The sequence below is a fragment of the Methylobacterium sp. CM6241 genome, assembly GCF_054817845.1.
This window is the reverse complement of record NZ_CM139246.1, coordinates 1618688-1636581: the sequence shown is the minus strand read 5'-3', so window position 1 is coordinate 1636581 and position 17894 is coordinate 1618688. Positions and strand designations below refer to the sequence as shown.

Sequence of the window (17894 nt, the reverse complement as noted above, 5' to 3'; positions counted from 1 at the left end):
ACGGTTTCCTCTCGGGCGTCGTCTCACCATACCGTGAACATCATCACCAGAGGACGTTCCATGCGTACCGCCCTATCCGCCATCTCGATGCTGACCGTTGTAGCCGGCCTTGGCCTATCCCCCGCCTTGGCCCAGTCACCCGGCACGCGATCGCTGAACGAAACCAACGACCGCCTTGCGACCCAAAGCGAGATTCGCGGCGTCCGGCATCAGCAGCAATTCGAGAACAATCAGATTCGCATGCAGATGCAGCGCAACGAAGTCACCCGTCCGGCCCCGATCGGCTCGGGACTGACGCCGCGTCGCTGACCGGATCGGCTCCGGAGGGCATGCCCGGCAGCTGTTGACCGCGAGAAACGCCTCTGGCGCGGAACCGGTCACCTTGTGCTATGCCGCACAGAGTGGGGGCACGACCGGGCATGACGTCCGGTGAGATGACGTGCCCGCCCCATGGCAGTCCCGGAGACCGGGCCGGAGCGAGGCGGAAACCAAGACGGTGCGAGACATCCTGACCGCGCTGGCGGGCGCCGTCATCCTGATCCTCGTCGCGGCCCTGGCGGTCCCGCCCCTCGTGGCTTGGGAGAGTTACCGCACATTGGTGGACCGGACGATCGGCAGGTCGCTCGGTCTCGACGCGCGGACCGAAGGACGGATCGCCATCAGGCTCCTCCCCTCGCCGCAACTGAGCGTCGATCGGCTGCGCATCGGCGGACAGGCCGACAAGCCGGCGTTGGATCTTTCGCTCGTCAAGGCCGAGATCGGTCTCACACCGCTGCTGACGGGTGAGGTCCGCTTCACCGAGACGCGGATCGGGCGAGCGGAAATCAAGCTTCCGATCAGCGACGACGACGCGATCCGCCTTCCCGCTGATCTCTATCAGACGCTCGCCGACCAGGATCTCGCCATCGAGGACCTGTCCATCGGACAAGTCATTCTCACGACCGTCGTCCCGCAGAGCGGCCGCACCGATCAGGTGCGGGCCGAGACCGTGCATCTCTCGGCGCCCCGGCTTCTGGGCCCCTGGCGGATCGAGGGGACGAGCGGCGCGGTCGCCTTCCGGATCGCCACCGGCGAACCCGCCGAGGACGGCAGCGTCGCCGTGAAATTCTCCGGCGGCGGCGATACCCGTCCGCGCTTCGAGGCCGACACTCGTATCCGACTCGAACCTGTGCCCGGCGAGGCTCCCGCACAGGGTAGCCAGCTGCGTGCGATGATTCCGAAGGCCGAAGGATCGGCGCGGGTCGTGGTCGGGCCGCCGGTTCAGGTGGCGGGCGCCTACCTGCCGTTCTCCCTGGGCGGCACGTTCAAGGCGCGGGGTCCGGTGGTGCGGTTCTCCGACGTGAAGGCCGAAATCGATCCTGGCGGTCAGGCCATGCGACTGGCCGGAACCGGACGAATCGATCTGCGCTCCTGGCGGGCAGCACTGACCCTGGAGGCGCGCCGCCTCGACCTCGATGCCTTCCTGATTTCAACGGCCGGTCAGGCCATGCTGGCGCGCGGGATGCCCCGCGCCGGATCCGAACTTCCGATGATGGTCGATCTGGACCTCGCCCTCGAAAGCATCGGACTCGGCCTCGACGAATGGACGAATCTCCAGCTGTCCGGCACGTTCGACCGGACGGGAGGCCTCGCGCTTCGGCGCTTCTCGGTGACGGCGCCGGGCAACACCGCCCTCACCGCGTCCGGAGAGGTCGATACGCAACCGGCCCTGCGCTTCACGGGCAACGTCTCCCTGGAAGCCGCTGCCTCCGACGGGTTCGGGCGGTACCTGCGCAAGTTCGGCCTCGGCGGCCCGGCTGTCGCGGTGATGGACGGGCGCCCGATTCAGGCATCCACGGACGTCTCGACGGCGAGCCCGTCCTCGTCACTGCGAAACCTCCGGCTCTCCCTCGGCGAGGCGCGGATCACCGGCAACGCCCGCTATACCCAGGCCGAATCGGGCGCGCGCGGGCGCTTCGATGCTCAGCTTTCGGCGCAGGGCATCGATGTCGCCGCTCTGCCTTCCTTCGGCAGCGCCTTGTCCGGCCTTCACGACCACGACCTCGGCCTGACGATCCAAGCGCGGGACGTGCGCTACGGGCCGGCCGGGGCCCATTCGGGCAACGGAACCATCGCCGCCAGCATCCAGTCGGACGGAGCGAGCCTGAACGTCGGCAGCCTCGACGTCACCGACCTCGCCGGCGCCAACGCCAAGCTGTCGGGCCGGATTGCGCCGGATGGGTCAGGCCGTATCGCGGGCCGGATGTGGGCGCCGGTGGCCGCCCCCCTCATCGCCCTTCTCGACCGGACGTGGATCGCCGAGGCTCGGATGATCCCCGGCTTCCTGCGAGCGGGCAGCCTCGACCTCGCCGTGACCCTGGAGCGCGAGGCGGGTGCCGCCGACACCCTGCGCACCAGCGCCAACGGAACAGCCGCAGGCGGCAGCCTCGGCCTCGACCTGCTCTCGCGGGGCGGGCGTATCGACAGCCTGTCCCTCGATCTGACGACGCCGCTCGCCGGACGTTGGTTCGAGCGCGAGGACATGGCCGCCCTGCGCAAGCCGGCCGCCCTGCACATCAGCGGAGCACGCGGTCAGCCCGCGCCCGACGGCTCGGTTCCGGCCCTCGGCCTCGATATCTCCGGCACCATCGCCGACCTCACGCTCGCAACGGTGAAGCCGGTCGTGCCCGGTCCGGGCCAGACCCCGCCGGAAGCCGGCGAGATCCTTTTGAAGACGCCGGATCTCGCGCCCTTCCTCATTCTCGCCGGGAGCACGGATGCCCTACCCTCGCCGATGCCGGCGGAACTGCTCGTCGGTCTGTCGCGGGCCGGACGCGATGCCCATGCCGACGTCACCGGGCGGATCGCGGGGGCCACGGTTCTCGCCAATGTCAACCGATCGCCCGCCGGCGACATCTTCGGCAGCGTCGCGCTCGGCCGGCTCTCGCTGCCCTGGCTTGCCGCCTCCCTGATCGTCCCGCCCGACGCGAAGAAATCGGAAGCCGGAGACAGCGCACGGTTCGGCGCAGCGCCAGCCGTCAGACCGCCCATCGACCTCGACGTCAGGGTGGATAAGCTCGATCTCGGCCGGCGCTTCACCGCCGAAGGGGCGGCTTTCGGTGCCCGGCTCGACAACGGCGTCCTCACGATTCGCGACGTCAACGGACGTCTCGCCGGGGGACGCCTCGTCGGCAACATCACGTTGTCCCGGCAGGGTGGCGCGGCAGCGATCTCCGGGGAAGGCAGCCTGAGCGACGCCTCCATCGCGGACCTCGTCGGTCCGGGACCGATCTCCGGCCGGGCCAGCGCGACCCTTCGCTTCGGCGCTTCGGGCCAGAGCCTCGCGAACATGGCGAACAATCTGGGCGGAAGCGGCGATCTCAGCCTTACCAATCTGGTGCTTCCCGGCGGCGATCCGGGCGGGATCGAGCGCGCCCTGGCCAAGGCGCTCGCGGAAGACGATCCGCTCCGGGAGGGACGGCTCCAGGCCCTGGTGGCCGAGGAACTCGCCGCCGCGCCGATGGCAGTGAAGGGAACGGTGAAGGCACCCGCGACCCTCTCGGGCGGCTCACTGCGTGCCGCGCCTCTCACCTTCGATCTCGGCGGACCGCGCTGGGCCGGCACCCTCTCCGTCGACCTGACGACGGGGCGGTTCGATGCACGCGGGACATTGACGGGTGGCGGCGCTCCGAAGGGCTGGACCGGAGGGATTCCCTCGATACAGCTCTCCTATTCCGGCCCGCTCGCGAAGCCCGACCGCAGTGTCGATACCGGGCCCCTGACCACCGGCCTCGCCGCCGTAGTCCTGCAGCGCGAACTCGATAAGATCGAAGTGTTCGAGGCCGATCAAATCGAGCGCCAGCGGCGTCGCGCCAGGATCGAGATGGACAAGGCCCGAGCCGCTGCCATCAAGGCGGCGGCCGAAAAAGCCGCAGCGGAGAAGGCCGCCGCCGACAAAGCCGCGGGGGAGAAGGCGGCCGCCGAGGAGGCCGCCCGTCAGACGCGCATTCGCGCACTCGCACCGAGCCAAGACGATGCCGCTCGCCGCGCCGCCGATGGCGTACCGGCCCCGGATGTCCTTCCAGGCCGGGTTGTCGAACCGCCCGCACCGCAGCCCTGATCGCGGCCGGTTTCAGGAACGAAGACGATCAAGGAACAGGCAGCGCGGCCCGGGCCGCCACGATTGCGTCGGTCAGCACGGCATTGGCGCCCTCGGCTTTGAGGGTAGCGAGGGGAATGACCTCCACGTCGGCGCAGGCCTGGACGACATGGGCGAGGTCGAACTGGACCGCGAGGCCGCCCGCCTTCGCATCGAGCCAGACAGTCATCGCAGGCGGCCCATCGCCATCTGGCGTCGATACCGCCTCCCGGCACTCGTCGTCGTCGGCATCCGCCTTCGCCTGACCGGTCCTGGGGCGATAAGCCTTGAGGTAGAGGTCGAAGAGCCGCTTGGAGGACAGGGACACCATCCTGCTTCCATCCATCTCGGTCTGGAGCGCGACCTTGCCGGTGAGAGCGGGCGGAAGCAGCGCGGTCCAATCGACGGGAGCACCGGAAACGAGGTCGTAGACGATTGCCGAGGTGCCGGTATTGGGATGTGCTCCGCCGCAGAAGGCGCTGTCCGTCATCGTGTAGCTGAGGAAGCGGGGGCCCCGCATCGTCACGTCGATATGCCGGCCGTAATCGGCATGTTTGCCTCCCTGCGCCAGACACTCGGCCGCGGCTTTACGCGCCGCTCCGTCTGGGCGCTGAACGGCGGCGTTGATCCGCTGCTCGGCGTCGTCGACGGGGTTGGCGATCCGCGGCATCGCCGACAGATCCTTGGCGAGATCGGGGGGAACCTCGAGGGCCACCGTCCTGTCCGCTGCCGCGCCCGGCACCAGCGTCGCCAGGAGCCACCCGGCGGCGGCAGCGGTTCGGATGAAGGCAGTCACGGCTGCAGGCTCTCGCTACCACCAGCCAGCCCCACCGCCCGAAGGGCGAAGGCATAGATCAGGGCCACTTCTTCCAGCCGGTCGAAGCGTCCCGCCGCCCCGCCATGGCCGGCTTCCATGTTGATCCGCATCAGGACGGGGCCGCCGCCGGTCATGGTGGCGCGCAGGCGCGCCACCCATTTCGCCGGCTCCCAATAGGTCACGCGCGGGTCGGTGAGGCCGCCGAGCGCCAGGATCGCCGGGTAGTTCTGCGCCGAGACGTTGTCGTAGGGCGAGTAGGACAGGATGCTCTCGAAATCCTCGACGCTCGCGCCCGGATTGCCCCATTCCGGCCATTCCGGCGGGGTCAGCGGCAGGTCGCCGTCGAGCATGGTGTTGAGCACGTCGACGAAGGGCACGTCTGCGACGATCCCGGCGAAGAGGTCCGGCGCGAGGTTGGCCACAGCCCCCATCAGCATCCCGCCAGCCGATCCGCCATGGGCGACGATGCGCCCCGACGTCGTGTATCCGGCGTCCGCCAGGGCGCGACCGCAGGCGACGAAGTCCGAGAAGGTGTTGGGCTTTTTGGCCCGCTTGCCGTCCATGTACCAGTGCCAGCCCTTCTCCGTTCCGCCGCGCACATGGGCGATGGCGTAGACGAAGCCGCGATCCACCAGCGACAGCAGGTTGGTGCGGAACGCGGCCGGCATCAGGGTGCCATAGGAGCCATAGCCATAGAGTAGCAGCGGAGACGAGCCGTCGAGGACGAGGTCACGACGGTGGAGGAGCGAGATAGGCACGCTCTCTCCGTCCGGTGCCGTGGCGAAAATCCGGCGTGTCACATAGGCGGCGGGATCGTGCCCGCTGGGGATGGTCTGGCGCTTGCGCAACTGACGGGCGCGGGTCGAACAATCGTAGTCGTAGGTCTCGGCCGGCGTCGTCATCGACGAATAGGTGAACCGGATCACCGCCGTCTCGAATTCATGGCCCGGCTGGAGGCCGAGGGAATAGGCTTCCTCGGCGAAGGCCACGATGTGCTCGTTGCCCTGCGTATCGCGGACGACGATGCGGGGTCGCGCATTCTCGATCTCGAGACGCACGAGATGCTGGGCGATGACGTGCTGGTGGCGGATCATCACGCCGCGCCGGTGCGGAATCAGATCGGTCCAATTGGCGCGGCCCGACGCACCGATGCGGGTGGTGACGATCTTGAAGTCCTCAGCCCCGTCCGCATTGGTTAGAATGAAGAGGTGGTTCCCCCAATTCTCCACGGAGTAGATGAGCAGCGGCTCCCGCGGCTGAACGCATAGCAGTGTTGCATCCGGCGACCGGCGATCGAGGAGATGCACTTCCGAGGTTTCGTGGTCGCTTGCCGTGATGGCCAGGTAATCGCGCGATTGGGTCGTCTCGATATGGACGAAGAAGCCAGAATCGCGCTCCTCATAGAGCATGCTGTCGGCGGACTGGTCCGTCCCGACCACGTGATGCATGACGCGGGCGGGACGATGGTTCTCGTCCACGGCCACGTAATGGAACGACAGGCCATTCGCTGCCCAGACCACCTCGCCGGTGGTCGATTCGACGCGGTCCGGAAGATCCTGTCCCGTGCCGAGATCGCGGACGCGGATCGTGTGAAGCTCGGACCCCTTGGAATCCGCGCTCCAGGCAAGGCGAGCATGGTCGTCCGAATGCACCGCCGCCGCGAGCTCGAAGAAGGCGAGTCCCCTGCCCTCCTCGTCACCATCGAGCAGGACGACTTCGCCCTCCTCAGCCCCACCCGTACCGGCCGTCTCCGCCCCATGACCGGGGATCACCACCACCGTGCGCGGCCGGCGGCAGACGAGGGGATGCTGCCCACCCTCGCGATGCCGGGTGTAATAGGCGAATGCACCGTCCGGCTCGGGTACGCCGCTATCGTCCTCGCGGATGCGCCCGCGCATCTCCGCTACCAGCGTCTTCCGCAAGGGCTCGAGATCGCCGAGCGCGGCTTCCGTATAAGCATTCTCAGCATTGAGATGTTCGCGGATATCCGATGGAAGGGCAGTAGGATCCTTCAGGACGTCGCGCCAGTTCTCGGCTTTTAGCCAAGCATAATTGTCGGAAATTGATCGGCCATGCACCGTGAATGTGTGCGGGCGCACGTCAGGGACAGGCGACTTGCTTTCCAAGTGGAAAAGATCGTCCATGGATACACCTGCAAGGTTGCCAAACATCGTCGGCTGAATAGCGTAGCGGCGATCAATTCGGCTCGTGATCGCCTTCGATGTCTGCATGTGTCCCAGCTGAACGCTGTGGGCAAGGTGGAGCGGAAAGTCTTTTCCTGCCGTCTTCGGCCGAACTGTGCCAGACCGGTCAACCGATCGGGAATGCGCGGAATCAGAATGCGTCCGATCATGCATGCATAAGTGACGTCAAACTTTCGCCAATGCATGATCACGCTGAATTGAACTATTGTTCAAAAATCTTGATTCGGCATATCCAGAGGTTTGACTTATGTCTTGCAGGGCCAACTTGAATATCATAAAATGACTGACATGGCGATTACCATCGCCCATCATCATGGAACACCGCTGCGTGACGCCACGATGCCGAAAGTCAATGCCGTGGTTTGCCAAAACGCCTCTTGGCTCCTCGCCCGCATACTTAACAGACTGTTACCGGCATCGTGCTTAAGGGAACCGTTTAGACAATGAGCGACATTGAGAATTCGGCCGACTTCGTTGAACTGACGGTCGACATCGTCTCGGCCTATGTGAGCAACAATCCTGTGCCTGTCGGTGAGCTCGCACAGCTCATTACCAAGATCCACGCCTCGCTGACCCAGGTCGCGAGCGGTGAAACCGAGGCCAAAGTCGCAGCCGCCCCGCAGCAGCCTGCCGTTCCCGTCAAGAAGTCGGTGACTGCCGACCACATCATCTGCCTCGAGGACGGCCGCGTATTCAAATCGCTCAAGCGCCACCTTCGCGCGAAGTACGATATGAGCCCGGAACAGTACCGTGCGAAGTGGGGCTTGCCGTCCGACTACCCGATGGTCGCCCCGAACTACGCCAAGGCTCGTTCGGACCTCGCCAAGGCGATCGGTCTCGGCCAGACCCGCAACGGGACCTACGACGAAGCAGCGTAAATCGACCGGCCGGGCATTCGCGAAATCTCGCAGCCCGGCCTTTTCCCGTTCCGCAGGAGCGGGGATCGTTCGTACCCGTGAGCGACGCTGAACAAAAGCCGCTTGCGCTAGGATATTTTTCCTTTATTATTTCCTGAGCCAACGCGGCACCTGCTGTTACGCGCTAGGGAACATATCATGAACATATCCCGGATCGGCCAAACTCGCAGCACCAGCCGTCGACCAGTGTCGGTCAGTGTTCCGACGGAACTCGGCCGCGACGCGGCCCGCCTTCTCACGGCCCTAGACGCGGAGGGGGCCTACGCGTTGGCGGACCCTTTGACCGAGGGAGACATCATCGTCCGCAACGGTGGCGACGGGATCTCGGTAAGTCGCGGGCGCTACCTCGCGCAGGCCGGTCAGACCCTCCTGTCCTGCGATCTCGCCGAACAGGCGGACGGGCGTCGTGCCAGGCTGACCATCAGCGCCGCGGGCCGGGCCAGGCTACGGCGGGAACGGGCCGGCCGGGACACCCCCTATCTCGCACAGCATCTCGATCTCGAAGGCCGCGGGGAACCGAGCCGACCGGTTCGCGACACATCGGAAAGTCCACTTGCCTGGATGGCCCGGCGGCGGGATCGGGACGGGACGCCCCTGATCGACGCCGCCTGTTTCGAGGCGGGCGAGCGGCTGCGACGCGACATGACCATGGGGGCATTGATGCCCCGGATGGGTTCGGATTGGAGCGGGGTCAAGGTGGATGGTGGGGGCCCGCGCGATCCCTCGGCTGGGTCGGACGCCATGCTGGCGGCGCGGCAGCGAGTCCGGGCGGCACTCAGTGCGGTAGGCAGCGACCTGTCCGGATTATTGATCGATCTCTGCGGCTTCGTGAAAGGCCTGGAGATGATTGAAGCCGAGCGCCGTTGGCCGGCGCGTTCGGCCAAGGTCGTCATCCGTATCGCCCTGGCGCGGCTGGCGGAGCATTACGGGCTGGAGCGGGAAGCAGTAGGGCCTAGCCAGTCACGCCTGCGCCTATGGCGTGACCGTGCCTGAAGGGCTCAGGCGGCCAGTTGCGCGGCATCCCGGTGGATACGCTCGGCCATGGCCCGAACTCCGTTGGAGCGCTTCGACGTCAGGTGGGCACCAAGGCCGATCTGCTTGAAGACCTGGAAAACGTCGACTTGGGCGATCTCCTTCGGCGTCTTTCCATCGTGCAAGGCCATCACCAGGGCGATCAATCCCTTGGTGATGAACGAGTCGCTGGTTCCTCTCAAATGCAGACGCGGAGGCTGCTGCGAATGATCGATGTTAGAATCGACCCAAACCTGGCTTTCGCAGCCATGGACGCGATTCTGCTCGGTGAGCAGTTCATCCGGGAAGGGCGGCAAGGCACGGCCGAGTTCCATCAGATACTCGAGCTGGTCCGGCCCGTCGTCGAGGATTTCGAAATTGTCGATGATCGTTTCGATGGGCGGAAGCATAATGGCGGGCTGAACTCTTACGAATGCCGACACGGCGCGCTGTGAAGGCGCGGCCCGTTGCAGCCATATAGGAAGCGGGGGCCACCCAAGCGACCCTCGCTGGCGTGAAAGTCCGTTATTCCGAGGGATGGACCAGAGCTTCGGGCAGTTGAAGCTCCATCGGATCCGAATGCGTTCCGGTGCCTCGCACCGCGATCTCGGCCTGTGCGGCATAGGCCGCCACCAGCCGGGGGCCAAGATTGGGCACATCCGCCGCGCTGGCAGCCGGCTGATCGCCGCCGGAAACGATGGTGAGTCGAACCGGAGCGCCAGCCGTGGCATCGATGGTGATCGAGATCGTGCAGGACACGGAATCGGACGTGGCGTCGAGGCATTCGGCGACGACCTCGGCGACGATCATGCCCAATGCGTTGGCTGTCCTCGGCTCGACGAGGCTGGTGCCGCGCCCTCCCACCGTCACGCTGATCCGCCCGGCCCGCCGCAACTGGCCGAGGCCGGAGGCGAGCCGGTGGAGGTAATCGCGCAGGTCGATGGAGGCGATATGTGGCGCCTCATGCAGATGCTGCTGGACGAGGGCGATCGCGCGGACGCGCTGGCCGAGCGCCTCGAAGCTACCGCGGCAAGGTGCCGGCGCGGCGCGGCCGTAAAGGCCGATCAGGCTCACCATCACCTGGAGGTTGTTTCTGACCCGGTGATACACTTCCGCGAGAAGGGCCTCCTTCTCGACGAGCGCGTGTTCGGCATGCTCCTCGGCGCGCTTACGGTCGGTGATGTCGAAGCACGAGGCGAGGTAGCCCTGGAACGTCCCGTTCTCGGTGAGGGGGCGGGCGTTGTTCAGCAGCCAGCGATAGGCGCCGTCATGGCGGCGCAGGCGAAACTCGATGGAGTATGGCGCGCGCGATGCGAAGGCCTCTTCGACCAGCGCCGCGTGCCGGTCGAAATCGTCCGGATGCAAGCCACGCCGCCAGCCATGACCGAGCTCGTCGTCGCGGGACCGGCCGGTGAAGTCGAGCCAGCATTCGTTGTGATGGATCGCCCCGCCCTCGGTATCGGAGCGCCACATCATCAGAGGCACGAAGTCCGCAAAGCGACGGAAATCGTCGCACGGCACGGCCTCGTCGATGTTTGCCTCGGTCGACTGTGTCTCCGCGGCCATGGTGCTCCTACTCTAACCGCTGCGCGACGCTCGCCCGACGATATCTATCGGCGCCGGTCAACGTATCGGACATGGCACCGTTCCTACGGCTTGGGTCTGCCGATGCACATAGATCGATAAACTAGCAATCCTTGTGCAAACCCGGCTCCGGGCCGGAGGCGGCGACTTCAGAGCATGCTGGGCAGAATCCGGTCCGGCGGACGATGTCCATCCATGAAGGTCTTGATGTTGATGATGACCTTCTCGCCCATATCGGTCCGGCTCTCATGCGTCGCCGAGCCCATGTGAGGCAGGAGCACGACCTTGCCGGAACGCGCCAGCTTGACGAGGCGCGGGCTCACGGCCGGCTCCTGCTCGAACACGTCGAGGCCGGCGGCGGATATCTCGCCCGCTTCGATCAGGCGCGCGAGGGCCGTCTCGTCGATCACCTCGCCGCGGGCCGTGTTCACCACGATCGCCTCCGGCTTCAGCAGCTTCAAACGGCGGGCCGAGAGAAGGTGATAGGTCGCGGGCGTGTGGGGGCAATTGACCGAGACGATGTCCACCCGCGCCAGCATCTGGTCGAGGGATTCCCAATAGGTCGCGTCGAGCTCTCGCTCGATCTGCGCCGGTGCCTTGCGCCGGTTGTGATAATGGATCTGCAGGCCGAACGCCTTCGCGCGGCGAGCCAAGGCCTGACCGATCCGCCCCATGCCGACGATACCGAGGCGCTTGCCGGTGATGCGGCGGCCGAGCATCCAGGTCGGGGACCAGCCTTCGTCCCAATTGTCGTCCGGAATGATCCGGGCGCCTTCGGCGACGCGGCGCGCCACGGCGAGGATCAGCGCCATCGTCATGTCGGCCGTGTCTTCGGTGAGGACGCCGGGGGTATTGGTGACGGTGATGCCGCGCTCCAGTGCGACCGCCACGTCGATATGGTCGACGCCATTGCCGAAATTCGCGATCAGGCGAAGGTTCGGGCCGGCCTGGGCGAGGAGACCGGAATCGATCTTGTCCGTGACGGTGGGAACGAGGACGTCGGCTTCCCGCAAAGCGGCGGCCAGCGCCTCGCTGCTCATAGGCTTGTCATCGGGGCTGAGGCGAATATCGAACAATTCGCGCATGCGTGCCTCGACCACCTCAGGCAGGCGACGCGTGACCACAACGAGTGGCTTGCGCTTCAACGACGACATGCACCCTCCGCGAACGTTTCTGCTAGGTCGGTCTCTGCCGTGAGCCGGAGTTCATGCCGAGGCTTGACCTCGCATTAACCACGCATCGGCCAGACAGGTCCCATAGCTCCGACGCCTTGGCTGCCGGTTCCCGAGGCTTCTCTACCAGAGAGGGCACGGAACACAACGTACCCCCGCGCCCGAAGCATCGCGCAGGGATCGCTAGACGAGGATTCACGATGCCGATCGTGGTCATGACGATCATGGAGACATGGCCGTCCGGGAAAATGACGATCGCGAACCTTTGGGAAGACCGATGATGCGCCTGCCTGGATTCCTGTTCTTCACCTGCCTGACGCTGGCCTCCTCATGGGCGATGCTGCCTTCGAGGGCGATCGCAGCCCCAGCAGGCGCGGGCGATGCGAATCGCGGCCCCGCGACGGGCCTGCCCCTACCCCGCTACGCGAGCCTCAAGACGGATCGCGTCAACCTGCGCGAGGGGCCTTCGAAGGATCACCGCACGCTGTGGGTGTTCCAGCGTGCAGGCCTGCCCATCGAGATCGTCGCCGAGTTCGAGACCTGGCGCCGTATCCGGGATTCCGAGGGGACCGAGGGCTGGGTGCTGCACTCCCTCCTTTCCGGCCGGCGTACCTCCATTGTCATGGCAGCCAAGGGAGGAGATTCTGCGATCCCGCTCCATGCGCGGGCGGAAGAAGGGGCGAGCGTGGAGGCGAAGCTCCAGCCCGGCGTCATCGGCAGCGTCAAGAGTTGCACCGGAAGCTGGTGCCGGGTCATCGTCGCGCTGCCCCAGAAGAGCGGCGACGTGGACGGCTATATCCGCCAGGACCGCCTCTGGGGGGTCTACCCCAACGAGAAGATTGACTGAGCGGGAACGCGCAGTTCGGCGGATATGAAAAAGGCCCGGCGGAGCCGGGCCTTTTTCATGATGGCGGGCAGGAGGTCGTAGAGGTTCAGGACTGACGCGCACCGTGCCGGCGGCGCAGGCGGACGATAACCTCGACCCCGGCGATCTCCATGCCTTCGGGCGCATCTGGGAGCGAATCGACGGTGATGCCGCAATCGGGCATGTCCAGCACCTGTCCCTCGTCTTCCAGGAAGAAGTGGTGGTGCTCGCTCGGGTTGGTGTCGAAATAGGCCTTCGACCCATCGAGAGCCAACTGGCGTAGCAGGCCAGCCTCGGTGAACTGGTGCAGCGTATTGTAGACCGTTGCCAGCGAGACCGGCACCTTGGCGCGCATGGCCTCGTCATAGAGCATTTCCGCCGTGAGATGGCGGTCGCCGCGCCCGAACAGGAGCCAGCCGAGCGAGAGCCGCTGGCGGGTCGGACGGAGACCGGAGCGGCGCAGACGGTCGCGCAGGTCGGACAGGGGACATCCCCGACGACCGGCAGCCGAAGCGGCATCGAGGGGAGCGCCACGAGCGTTCAGCATGGCTTGCAGCGGCAGCGAGTTGGACATCGGCGGTACTGACATCTCACGTAAATAACACAATACAGCGGGAACTCTATACGAACCTCCCTCCTCGTCGCAACCCGAGCTGGTTGATGGGTGGCCACGCGGTGTGAACATGAGGCTTGTTTAAAGTCATTCCATTGAACACGACGAAAACGAGGTGTTTTGAGGCGCAAAGCCGCTGTGTTAACGAAGCGCCGCTCGCGAGTTCGGATCGTGTCGTGGCCCTCGACGGCCATGCGCGTCCGATGTTTCGAGGGCGATGTCCGGCGTTTCGAGCGCGCCCTCCACCAAGGACCGACACACCGATCATGTCTTCCGATCCCGAATCGTCCGCCGCCGCCGGTTCAGCACAGACCGCCCCCCGCGCCTCCCACTACTCCCATGAGGAGTTGCTGGCCTGCGGTCGGGGCGAGCTGTTCGGTGCCGGAAACGCGCAGCTTCCCTTGCCGCCAATGCTGATGTTCGACCGCATCACCTCGATCGGGACCGAGGGCGGCGCCTTCGGCAAGGGTCATGTCCTGGCGGAATTCGACGTGCGGCCGGACCTCTGGTTCTTCGGTTGTCACTTCAAGAACGACCCGGTCATGCCCGGCTGTCTTGGCCTCGATGCTCTCTGGCAGCTCGTGGGCTTCCATCTCGGATGGCTCGGTGCCCCAGGGCGCGGCCGGGCGCTCGGCGTCGGAGAAGTGAAGTTCAGCGACCAGGTGCTGCCCACCGTGAGCAAGGTCGTCTACGGCATCGACATCAAGCGCGTGCGCCAGGGCAAGCTCGTTCTCGGCATCGCCGATGGCTGGCTGGAGGCGGACGGCGCCCGGATCTACGACGCCAAGGATCTGAGGGTTGCCCTGTTCCAGGCACAAAGCTAACCCCGCTGCCGGTGCATCTCGGGGCCGACCGCCATCGCGGTGGTTGAGAATGCCCCGACATCATCCTACCTGACACGCGTCGGTGCGACGGCGCTTCGGCGAAAGAGAAGAGCGTTTCCATGCGGCGTGTCGTGATCACCGGGATGGGCATCGTCTCGTCCATCGGCAACAACACCCAGGAAGTCCTTGCCTCCCTGCGCGAGGCCAAGTCCGGCATCGGCCACTCGGCCTCCTATGCCGAACTCGGCTTCCGCAGCCAGGTCGAGGGACGACCGAGCATCGATCCTGAGGGGATCGTCGACCGGCGCGCCATGCGCTTCCATGGCGGCGGCACGGCCTGGAATCACATCGCCATGGATCAGGCGATCAGCGACGCCGGCTTGGAGGCCGGTGACATTTCCAACGACCGCACCGGAATCATCATGGGCTCCGGCGGGCCCTCGACGAAGGCGATCGTCGAATCCGCCAACCTCGCCCGGGAAAAGGGCCCCAAGCGCGTCGGCCCCTTCGCCGTCCCCAAGGCGATGTGCTCGACGGCCTCGGCGACGCTCGCGACTTTCTTCAAGATCAAGGGCGTGAACTATTCGATTTCGTCCGCCTGCGCGACGTCCAACCACTGCATCGGCAACGCTGCCGAAGTGATTCAGGGCGGGCGTCAGGACATTATTTTCGCCGGCGGCTGCGAGGATCTGGACTGGACGCTTTCCGTCCTGTTCGACGCCATGGGCGCCATGTCCTCGCGCTACAACGACACCCCTGCCCGCGCCTCCCGTGCCTATGATGTCAACCGCGACGGTTTCGTGATCGCGGGTGGTGCCGGCGTCCTCGTTCTGGAAGAACTGGAGCATGCCAAGGCACGCGGCGCTCGCATCTACGGCGAGCTCGCGGGCTACGGGGCGACCTCCGACGGCCACGATATGGTGGCCCCCTCCGGCGAAGGCGCCGTGCGCTGCATGAGGCAGGCGATGGAAGGGCTCAGGGGCGCGAAGATCGATTACATCAACCCCCATGCCACCGCGACGCCGGTGGGCGATCTCAAGGAGATCGAGGCGATCCGCGAGGTCTTCGGGCGCGGTGACGATTGCCCACCGATCTCGGGCACCAAGTCGCTGACCGGTCATTCGCTGGGAGCCACAGGCGTCCATGAGGCGATCTATTCTCTCTTGATGATGCAGAACGGCTTCATCTGCGAGAGCGCCCATATCGACGAACTCGATCCGGCTTTCGCCGACATGCCGATCCTCAGGCAGCGCCGCGACAACGTTCAGCTCGGTCACGTCGTGTCGAATTCCTTCGGCTTCGGTGGAACCAATTCCACTCTGGTCCTGAAGCATATCGACGCTTGAACGGCTAAGCTTATCGAGCTCTACTTGGGTCATACTGTCCATGTATCGGCCATTTTCTCGGAACCGCGAATTCGACTTCGCGTTTCCGGGATGGAGCCGAAAGTCTGTGATGGTGATGATCCTGATTTTCTTGAGTGCGCTGGCTGGCCTCGGTGTCGCGGCCACGGCCTGCATTCGGGCTAAGCAGGCGCTCTTCGACACCGCACTCGACGAGACGCGCGGCTATTTCTGATCGCTCGCCCTCCTCACAAGCCCAACGCGATAGTCGATCCGTACGAGGCTGGCACCCGAGTCCCGGTTCGCTGTGGGATTGGACAGTTCATCGATGCCCGCGCTAAGCGTCCTCGCAATGGCCGGAACTATCTGACATTTCGGCGCGAGGGATGCGAGGATACGGATGACGGGTTTGATGGCAGGCAAGCGCGGCCTGATTCTAGGGGTCGCCAACGATCATTCCATCGCCTGGGGCATCGCCAAGTCCCTGCATGAGCACGGGGCCCAACTCGCGTTCACCTATCAGGGGGAAGCTCTCGGTCGCCGCGTCAAACCGCTGGCCGCCTCCCTCGGCTCCGATATCGTGGTCCCCTGTGACGTGGAGGACATCGCCAGTGTGGACGCGCTGTTCGCTACTTTGGACGAACGCTTCACCGACGGGATCGATTTCGTGGTCCACGCCATCGGCTTTTCCGACAAGGGCCAGCTCAAGGGCCGCTATGTCGACGTGACCAGCCGCGAGAATTTCTCGCGGACCATGGTCATCTCCTGTTTCTCCTTCACGGAGATCGCGCAGCGTGCGGCCAAGCGGATGCGCAAGGGTGGAGCGATGCTGACGCTGACCTATGGCGGTTCGACCCGGATCATGCCGAACTACAACGTCATGGGGGTCGCCAAGGCCGCGCTCGAGGCATCCGTGCGCTATCTCGCGGGCGATCTCGGCCCGGAGGGAATCCGCGTCAATGCCCTCTCAGCGGGTCCGATGCGGACTCTGGCCGGCGCCGGCATCGCCGATGCGCGCCTGATGTTCAATCACCAGCGCGCCCACGCTCCCCTGCGGCGCACGGTGACCCTCGAGGAAGTGGGCGGATCTGCGGTGTATCTGCTCTCGGACCTTTCCGGAGGCGTCACCGGCGAGGTCCATTTCGTCGATTCCGGCTACAACATCATCTCGATGCCCCGGCCCGACGTGCTTCAGGCACAAGACGAGGCCGGCGTCGCCGACGCCTGATCCTCCACCCGGCTCAGACGCTGGCCGGTTCGGGCGGGTTGCTCTCCACCAACCCGAGAATGTCCTCCCAGCGGGACACGAAGGCGGCGACGCAATCCGGATCGAAATGGGTTCCGGCATGCTCTTCGAGGTGCCGGCGCGCCGCCTCGGGAGTCCAGGCCTTCTTGTAGACCCGCTCCGAAATCAGCGCATCGAACACGTCGGCGACGGCGACGATGCGGCCTGCCAGGGGGATCTGCGTCGTGCTGAGCCCCTGCGGATAACCGCCGCCATCCCAGCGCTCGTGATGGGTCAAGGCGATGTCGGAGGCGAGTTGCAGCAGATGCGAGGGGCTGTCGTACAGCATGCGATAGCCGCGGATCGCGTGGTGCTTCATCTCCTCGCGCTCGCTGTGGCTCAGCGGTCCCGGCTTCATCAGGATGCTGTCGGGGATGCTGATCTTGCCGATGTCGTGCATGGTCGAGGCCAGGGCGATATCGTTGGCGTCTCCCTCCGACAATCCGAGGCCCTCGGCGATGGCGATAGCGCAGCCGGCGACCCGCGTGAGGTGGTCCCCCGCCTGATCGTCGCGGAACTCGGCCGCCAGCATCAGGCGGCGGATGATCTCGCGTTCCCGTGAGGCAGCCTCGGCGCCGGCACGGTCGACGTCACGGCTCATCGCATCCGATTGCCGGTCGAGGACCTGGCGAGCCAGCGCGAGTTCGAGCAGGTTGCAGACCCGGATCTGAAGGTCGAGCGGATCGATGGGACCAGTCATCACGTCGGTGGCGCCGGCCTCTACGGCGGGACGCCGCAGGGCCGCGGAAGACCCGAGAAACAGGATTGCCGTGCGGGCGTGCCCCCCGTAGGTGCGCAAGTCCCGGATAACCGCCGGACCATCGATGCCGCTGTCGGGATCATGCATCACGATGACGAGATCGGCCGGTTGGAATAGCTCGTCGCTCGCGGCGGCCTTCGCCCCGGTGACCAGCCGGATGGCGCAATCGAGACTTCGCAGGTTCAGGACGAGATGGACCGGCGCAGAGGCGCAGACGATGGCGATAAGGGCCGAAGCCGTCTCTACGGATGCGGGCATGGCAGGCATCAGAACACGGTCTCTCCCGACCTTCGAAAGCAGCGGCGGCTGCCGGACGATCCGGAAGACGGAACGCACGCGGGCGAGTCCGCGACGGACGCACGTTCCATCGCCGGAAGCACGG

At 65.7% G+C, this 17894-nt stretch carries 16 protein-coding genes; 9 read left to right on the top strand and 7 right to left on the bottom strand.

Going from position 1 to position 17894, the window contains the following annotated elements; genetic code table 11:
- The first annotated feature begins 33 nt into the window (after window positions 1-33).
- Complete coding sequence (locus ACYQR9_RS07575) at window positions 34-309, top strand: hypothetical protein (protein ID WP_461221123.1); 276 nt, start codon at window positions 34-36, stop codon at window positions 307-309.
- A gap of 187 nt (window positions 310-496) precedes the next feature.
- Complete coding sequence (locus tag ACYQR9_RS07570) at window positions 497-4099, top strand: AsmA family protein (protein WP_461229218.1); 3603 nt, start codon at window positions 497-499, stop codon at window positions 4097-4099.
- A 28-nt stretch (window positions 4100-4127) separates the two neighbouring features.
- Here the strand turns inward: ACYQR9_RS07570 and ACYQR9_RS07565 are convergent, their stop codons facing one another.
- Together ACYQR9_RS07565 and ACYQR9_RS07560 are read right to left on the bottom strand one after the other, a co-directional pair.
- Window positions 4128-4913: a polysaccharide deacetylase family protein gene (locus tag ACYQR9_RS07565; protein ID WP_461229217.1), complete on the bottom strand. Its 786-nt coding sequence runs from the start codon at window positions 4911-4913 to the stop codon at window positions 4128-4130.
- Window positions 4910-7078, bottom strand: a complete 2169-nt coding sequence (locus ACYQR9_RS07560; RefSeq protein ID WP_311274282.1) for a S9 family peptidase — start codon at window positions 7076-7078, stop codon at window positions 4910-4912. The genes ACYQR9_RS07565 and ACYQR9_RS07560 overlap by 4 nt, the downstream gene beginning before the upstream one ends.
- Before the next feature lie 503 nt (window positions 7079-7581).
- Here ACYQR9_RS07560 and ACYQR9_RS07555 point away from each other — a divergent pair.
- Window positions 7582-8016, top strand: a complete 435-nt coding sequence (locus ACYQR9_RS07555; protein ID WP_056423588.1) for a Ros/MucR family transcriptional regulator — start codon at window positions 7582-7584, stop codon at window positions 8014-8016.
- A 177-nt stretch (window positions 8017-8193) separates the two neighbouring features.
- The gene (locus ACYQR9_RS07550; RefSeq protein WP_311274283.1) at window positions 8194-9048 is read left to right on the top strand and encodes a DUF6456 domain-containing protein; all 855 of its coding nucleotides are present in this window, start codon (window positions 8194-8196) and stop codon (window positions 9046-9048) included.
- 5 nt (window positions 9049-9053) lie between these two features.
- Here ACYQR9_RS07550 and ACYQR9_RS07545 read toward each other — a convergent pair whose 3' ends face one another.
- The 3 genes from ACYQR9_RS07545 to ACYQR9_RS07535 all read right to left on the bottom strand — a co-directional run bounded on the left by ACYQR9_RS07545 (window position 9054) and on the right by ACYQR9_RS07535 (window position 11804).
- A complete protein-coding gene (locus tag ACYQR9_RS07545; RefSeq protein ID WP_207409983.1) occupies window positions 9054-9476 on the bottom strand; it encodes a SufE family protein in 423 nt (140 codons plus the stop codon).
- Window positions 9477-9591: 115 nt separating this feature from the next.
- Complete coding sequence (locus tag ACYQR9_RS07540; RefSeq protein ID WP_461229216.1) at window positions 9592-10632, bottom strand: sensor histidine kinase; 1041 nt, start codon at window positions 10630-10632, stop codon at window positions 9592-9594.
- 167 nt (window positions 10633-10799) lie between these two features.
- The gene (locus ACYQR9_RS07535) at window positions 10800-11804 is read right to left on the bottom strand and encodes a 2-hydroxyacid dehydrogenase (protein ID WP_056423577.1); all 1005 of its coding nucleotides are present in this window, start codon (window positions 11802-11804) and stop codon (window positions 10800-10802) included.
- A gap of 298 nt (window positions 11805-12102) precedes the next feature.
- Here ACYQR9_RS07535 and ACYQR9_RS07530 point away from each other — a divergent pair, with 298 nt between their 5' ends.
- Window positions 12103-12669 carry an SH3 domain-containing protein gene (locus ACYQR9_RS07530; protein WP_461229754.1) on the top strand — a complete coding sequence of 189 codons (567 nt, stop codon included), beginning with the start codon at window positions 12103-12105 and terminating at the stop codon, window positions 12667-12669.
- An 85-nt stretch (window positions 12670-12754) separates the two neighbouring features.
- Here ACYQR9_RS07530 and irr read toward each other — a convergent pair whose 3' ends face one another.
- Window positions 12755-13261, bottom strand: a complete 507-nt coding sequence (irr, locus tag ACYQR9_RS07525; RefSeq protein WP_056423575.1) for a Fur family transcriptional regulator Irr — start codon at window positions 13259-13261, stop codon at window positions 12755-12757.
- A gap of 305 nt (window positions 13262-13566) precedes the next feature.
- On the opposite strand from irr, the gene fabA reads away from it, so the two are divergent.
- From fabA to fabI, 4 genes are all read left to right on the top strand, one after another.
- On the top strand, window positions 13567-14124 hold the full coding sequence (fabA, locus tag ACYQR9_RS07520; protein WP_056423573.1) for a 3-hydroxyacyl-[acyl-carrier-protein] dehydratase FabA: 558 nt from the start codon (window positions 13567-13569) through the stop codon (window positions 14122-14124).
- Window positions 14125-14243: 119 nt separating this feature from the next.
- Window positions 14244-15470: a beta-ketoacyl-ACP synthase I gene (gene fabB / locus ACYQR9_RS07515; RefSeq protein WP_461229215.1), complete on the top strand. Its 1227-nt coding sequence runs from the start codon at window positions 14244-14246 to the stop codon at window positions 15468-15470.
- A gap of 109 nt (window positions 15471-15579) precedes the next feature.
- The gene (locus tag ACYQR9_RS07510; RefSeq protein WP_461229214.1) at window positions 15580-15702 is read left to right on the top strand and encodes a hypothetical protein; all 123 of its coding nucleotides are present in this window, start codon (window positions 15580-15582) and stop codon (window positions 15700-15702) included.
- A gap of 165 nt (window positions 15703-15867) precedes the next feature.
- A complete protein-coding gene (fabI, locus tag ACYQR9_RS07505; RefSeq protein ID WP_056423568.1) occupies window positions 15868-16695 on the top strand; it encodes an enoyl-ACP reductase FabI in 828 nt (275 codons plus the stop codon).
- A 13-nt stretch (window positions 16696-16708) separates the two neighbouring features.
- Here fabI and ACYQR9_RS07500 read toward each other — a convergent pair whose 3' ends face one another.
- The gene (locus tag ACYQR9_RS07500; protein WP_461229213.1) at window positions 16709-17770 is read right to left on the bottom strand and encodes an HD-GYP domain-containing protein; all 1062 of its coding nucleotides are present in this window, start codon (window positions 17768-17770) and stop codon (window positions 16709-16711) included.
- Between the last annotated feature and the right edge of the window lie 124 nt (window positions 17771-17894).

Coding starts and splice junctions, on each gene's coding strand:
- ACYQR9_RS07560 (WP_311274282.1), bottom strand. CDS start 7,078: ATGGACGATCTTTTCCACTTGGAAAGCAAGTCGCCTGTCCCTGACGTG.
- ACYQR9_RS07555 (WP_056423588.1), top strand. CDS start 7,582: ATGAGCGACATTGAGAATTCGGCCGACTTCGTTGAACTGACGGTCGAC.
- ACYQR9_RS07550 (WP_311274283.1), top strand. CDS start 8,194: ATGAACATATCCCGGATCGGCCAAACTCGCAGCACCAGCCGTCGACCA.
- ACYQR9_RS07545 (WP_207409983.1), bottom strand. CDS start 9,476: ATGCTTCCGCCCATCGAAACGATCATCGACAATTTCGAAATCCTCGAC.
- ACYQR9_RS07540 (WP_461229216.1), bottom strand. CDS start 10,632: ATGGCCGCGGAGACACAGTCGACCGAGGCAAACATCGACGAGGCCGTG.
- ACYQR9_RS07535 (WP_056423577.1), bottom strand. CDS start 11,804: ATGTCGTCGTTGAAGCGCAAGCCACTCGTTGTGGTCACGCGTCGCCTG.
- ACYQR9_RS07530 (WP_461229754.1), top strand. CDS start 12,103: ATGCGCCTGCCTGGATTCCTGTTCTTCACCTGCCTGACGCTGGCCTCC.
- irr (WP_056423575.1), bottom strand. CDS start 13,261: ATGTCCAACTCGCTGCCGCTGCAAGCCATGCTGAACGCTCGTGGCGCT.
- fabA (WP_056423573.1), top strand. CDS start 13,567: ATGTCTTCCGATCCCGAATCGTCCGCCGCCGCCGGTTCAGCACAGACC.
- fabB (WP_461229215.1), top strand. CDS start 14,244: ATGCGGCGTGTCGTGATCACCGGGATGGGCATCGTCTCGTCCATCGGC.
- ACYQR9_RS07510 (WP_461229214.1), top strand. CDS start 15,580: ATGGTGATGATCCTGATTTTCTTGAGTGCGCTGGCTGGCCTCGGTGTC.
- fabI (WP_056423568.1), top strand. CDS start 15,868: ATGACGGGTTTGATGGCAGGCAAGCGCGGCCTGATTCTAGGGGTCGCC.
- ACYQR9_RS07500 (WP_461229213.1), bottom strand. CDS start 17,770: ATGCCCGCATCCGTAGAGACGGCTTCGGCCCTTATCGCCATCGTCTGC.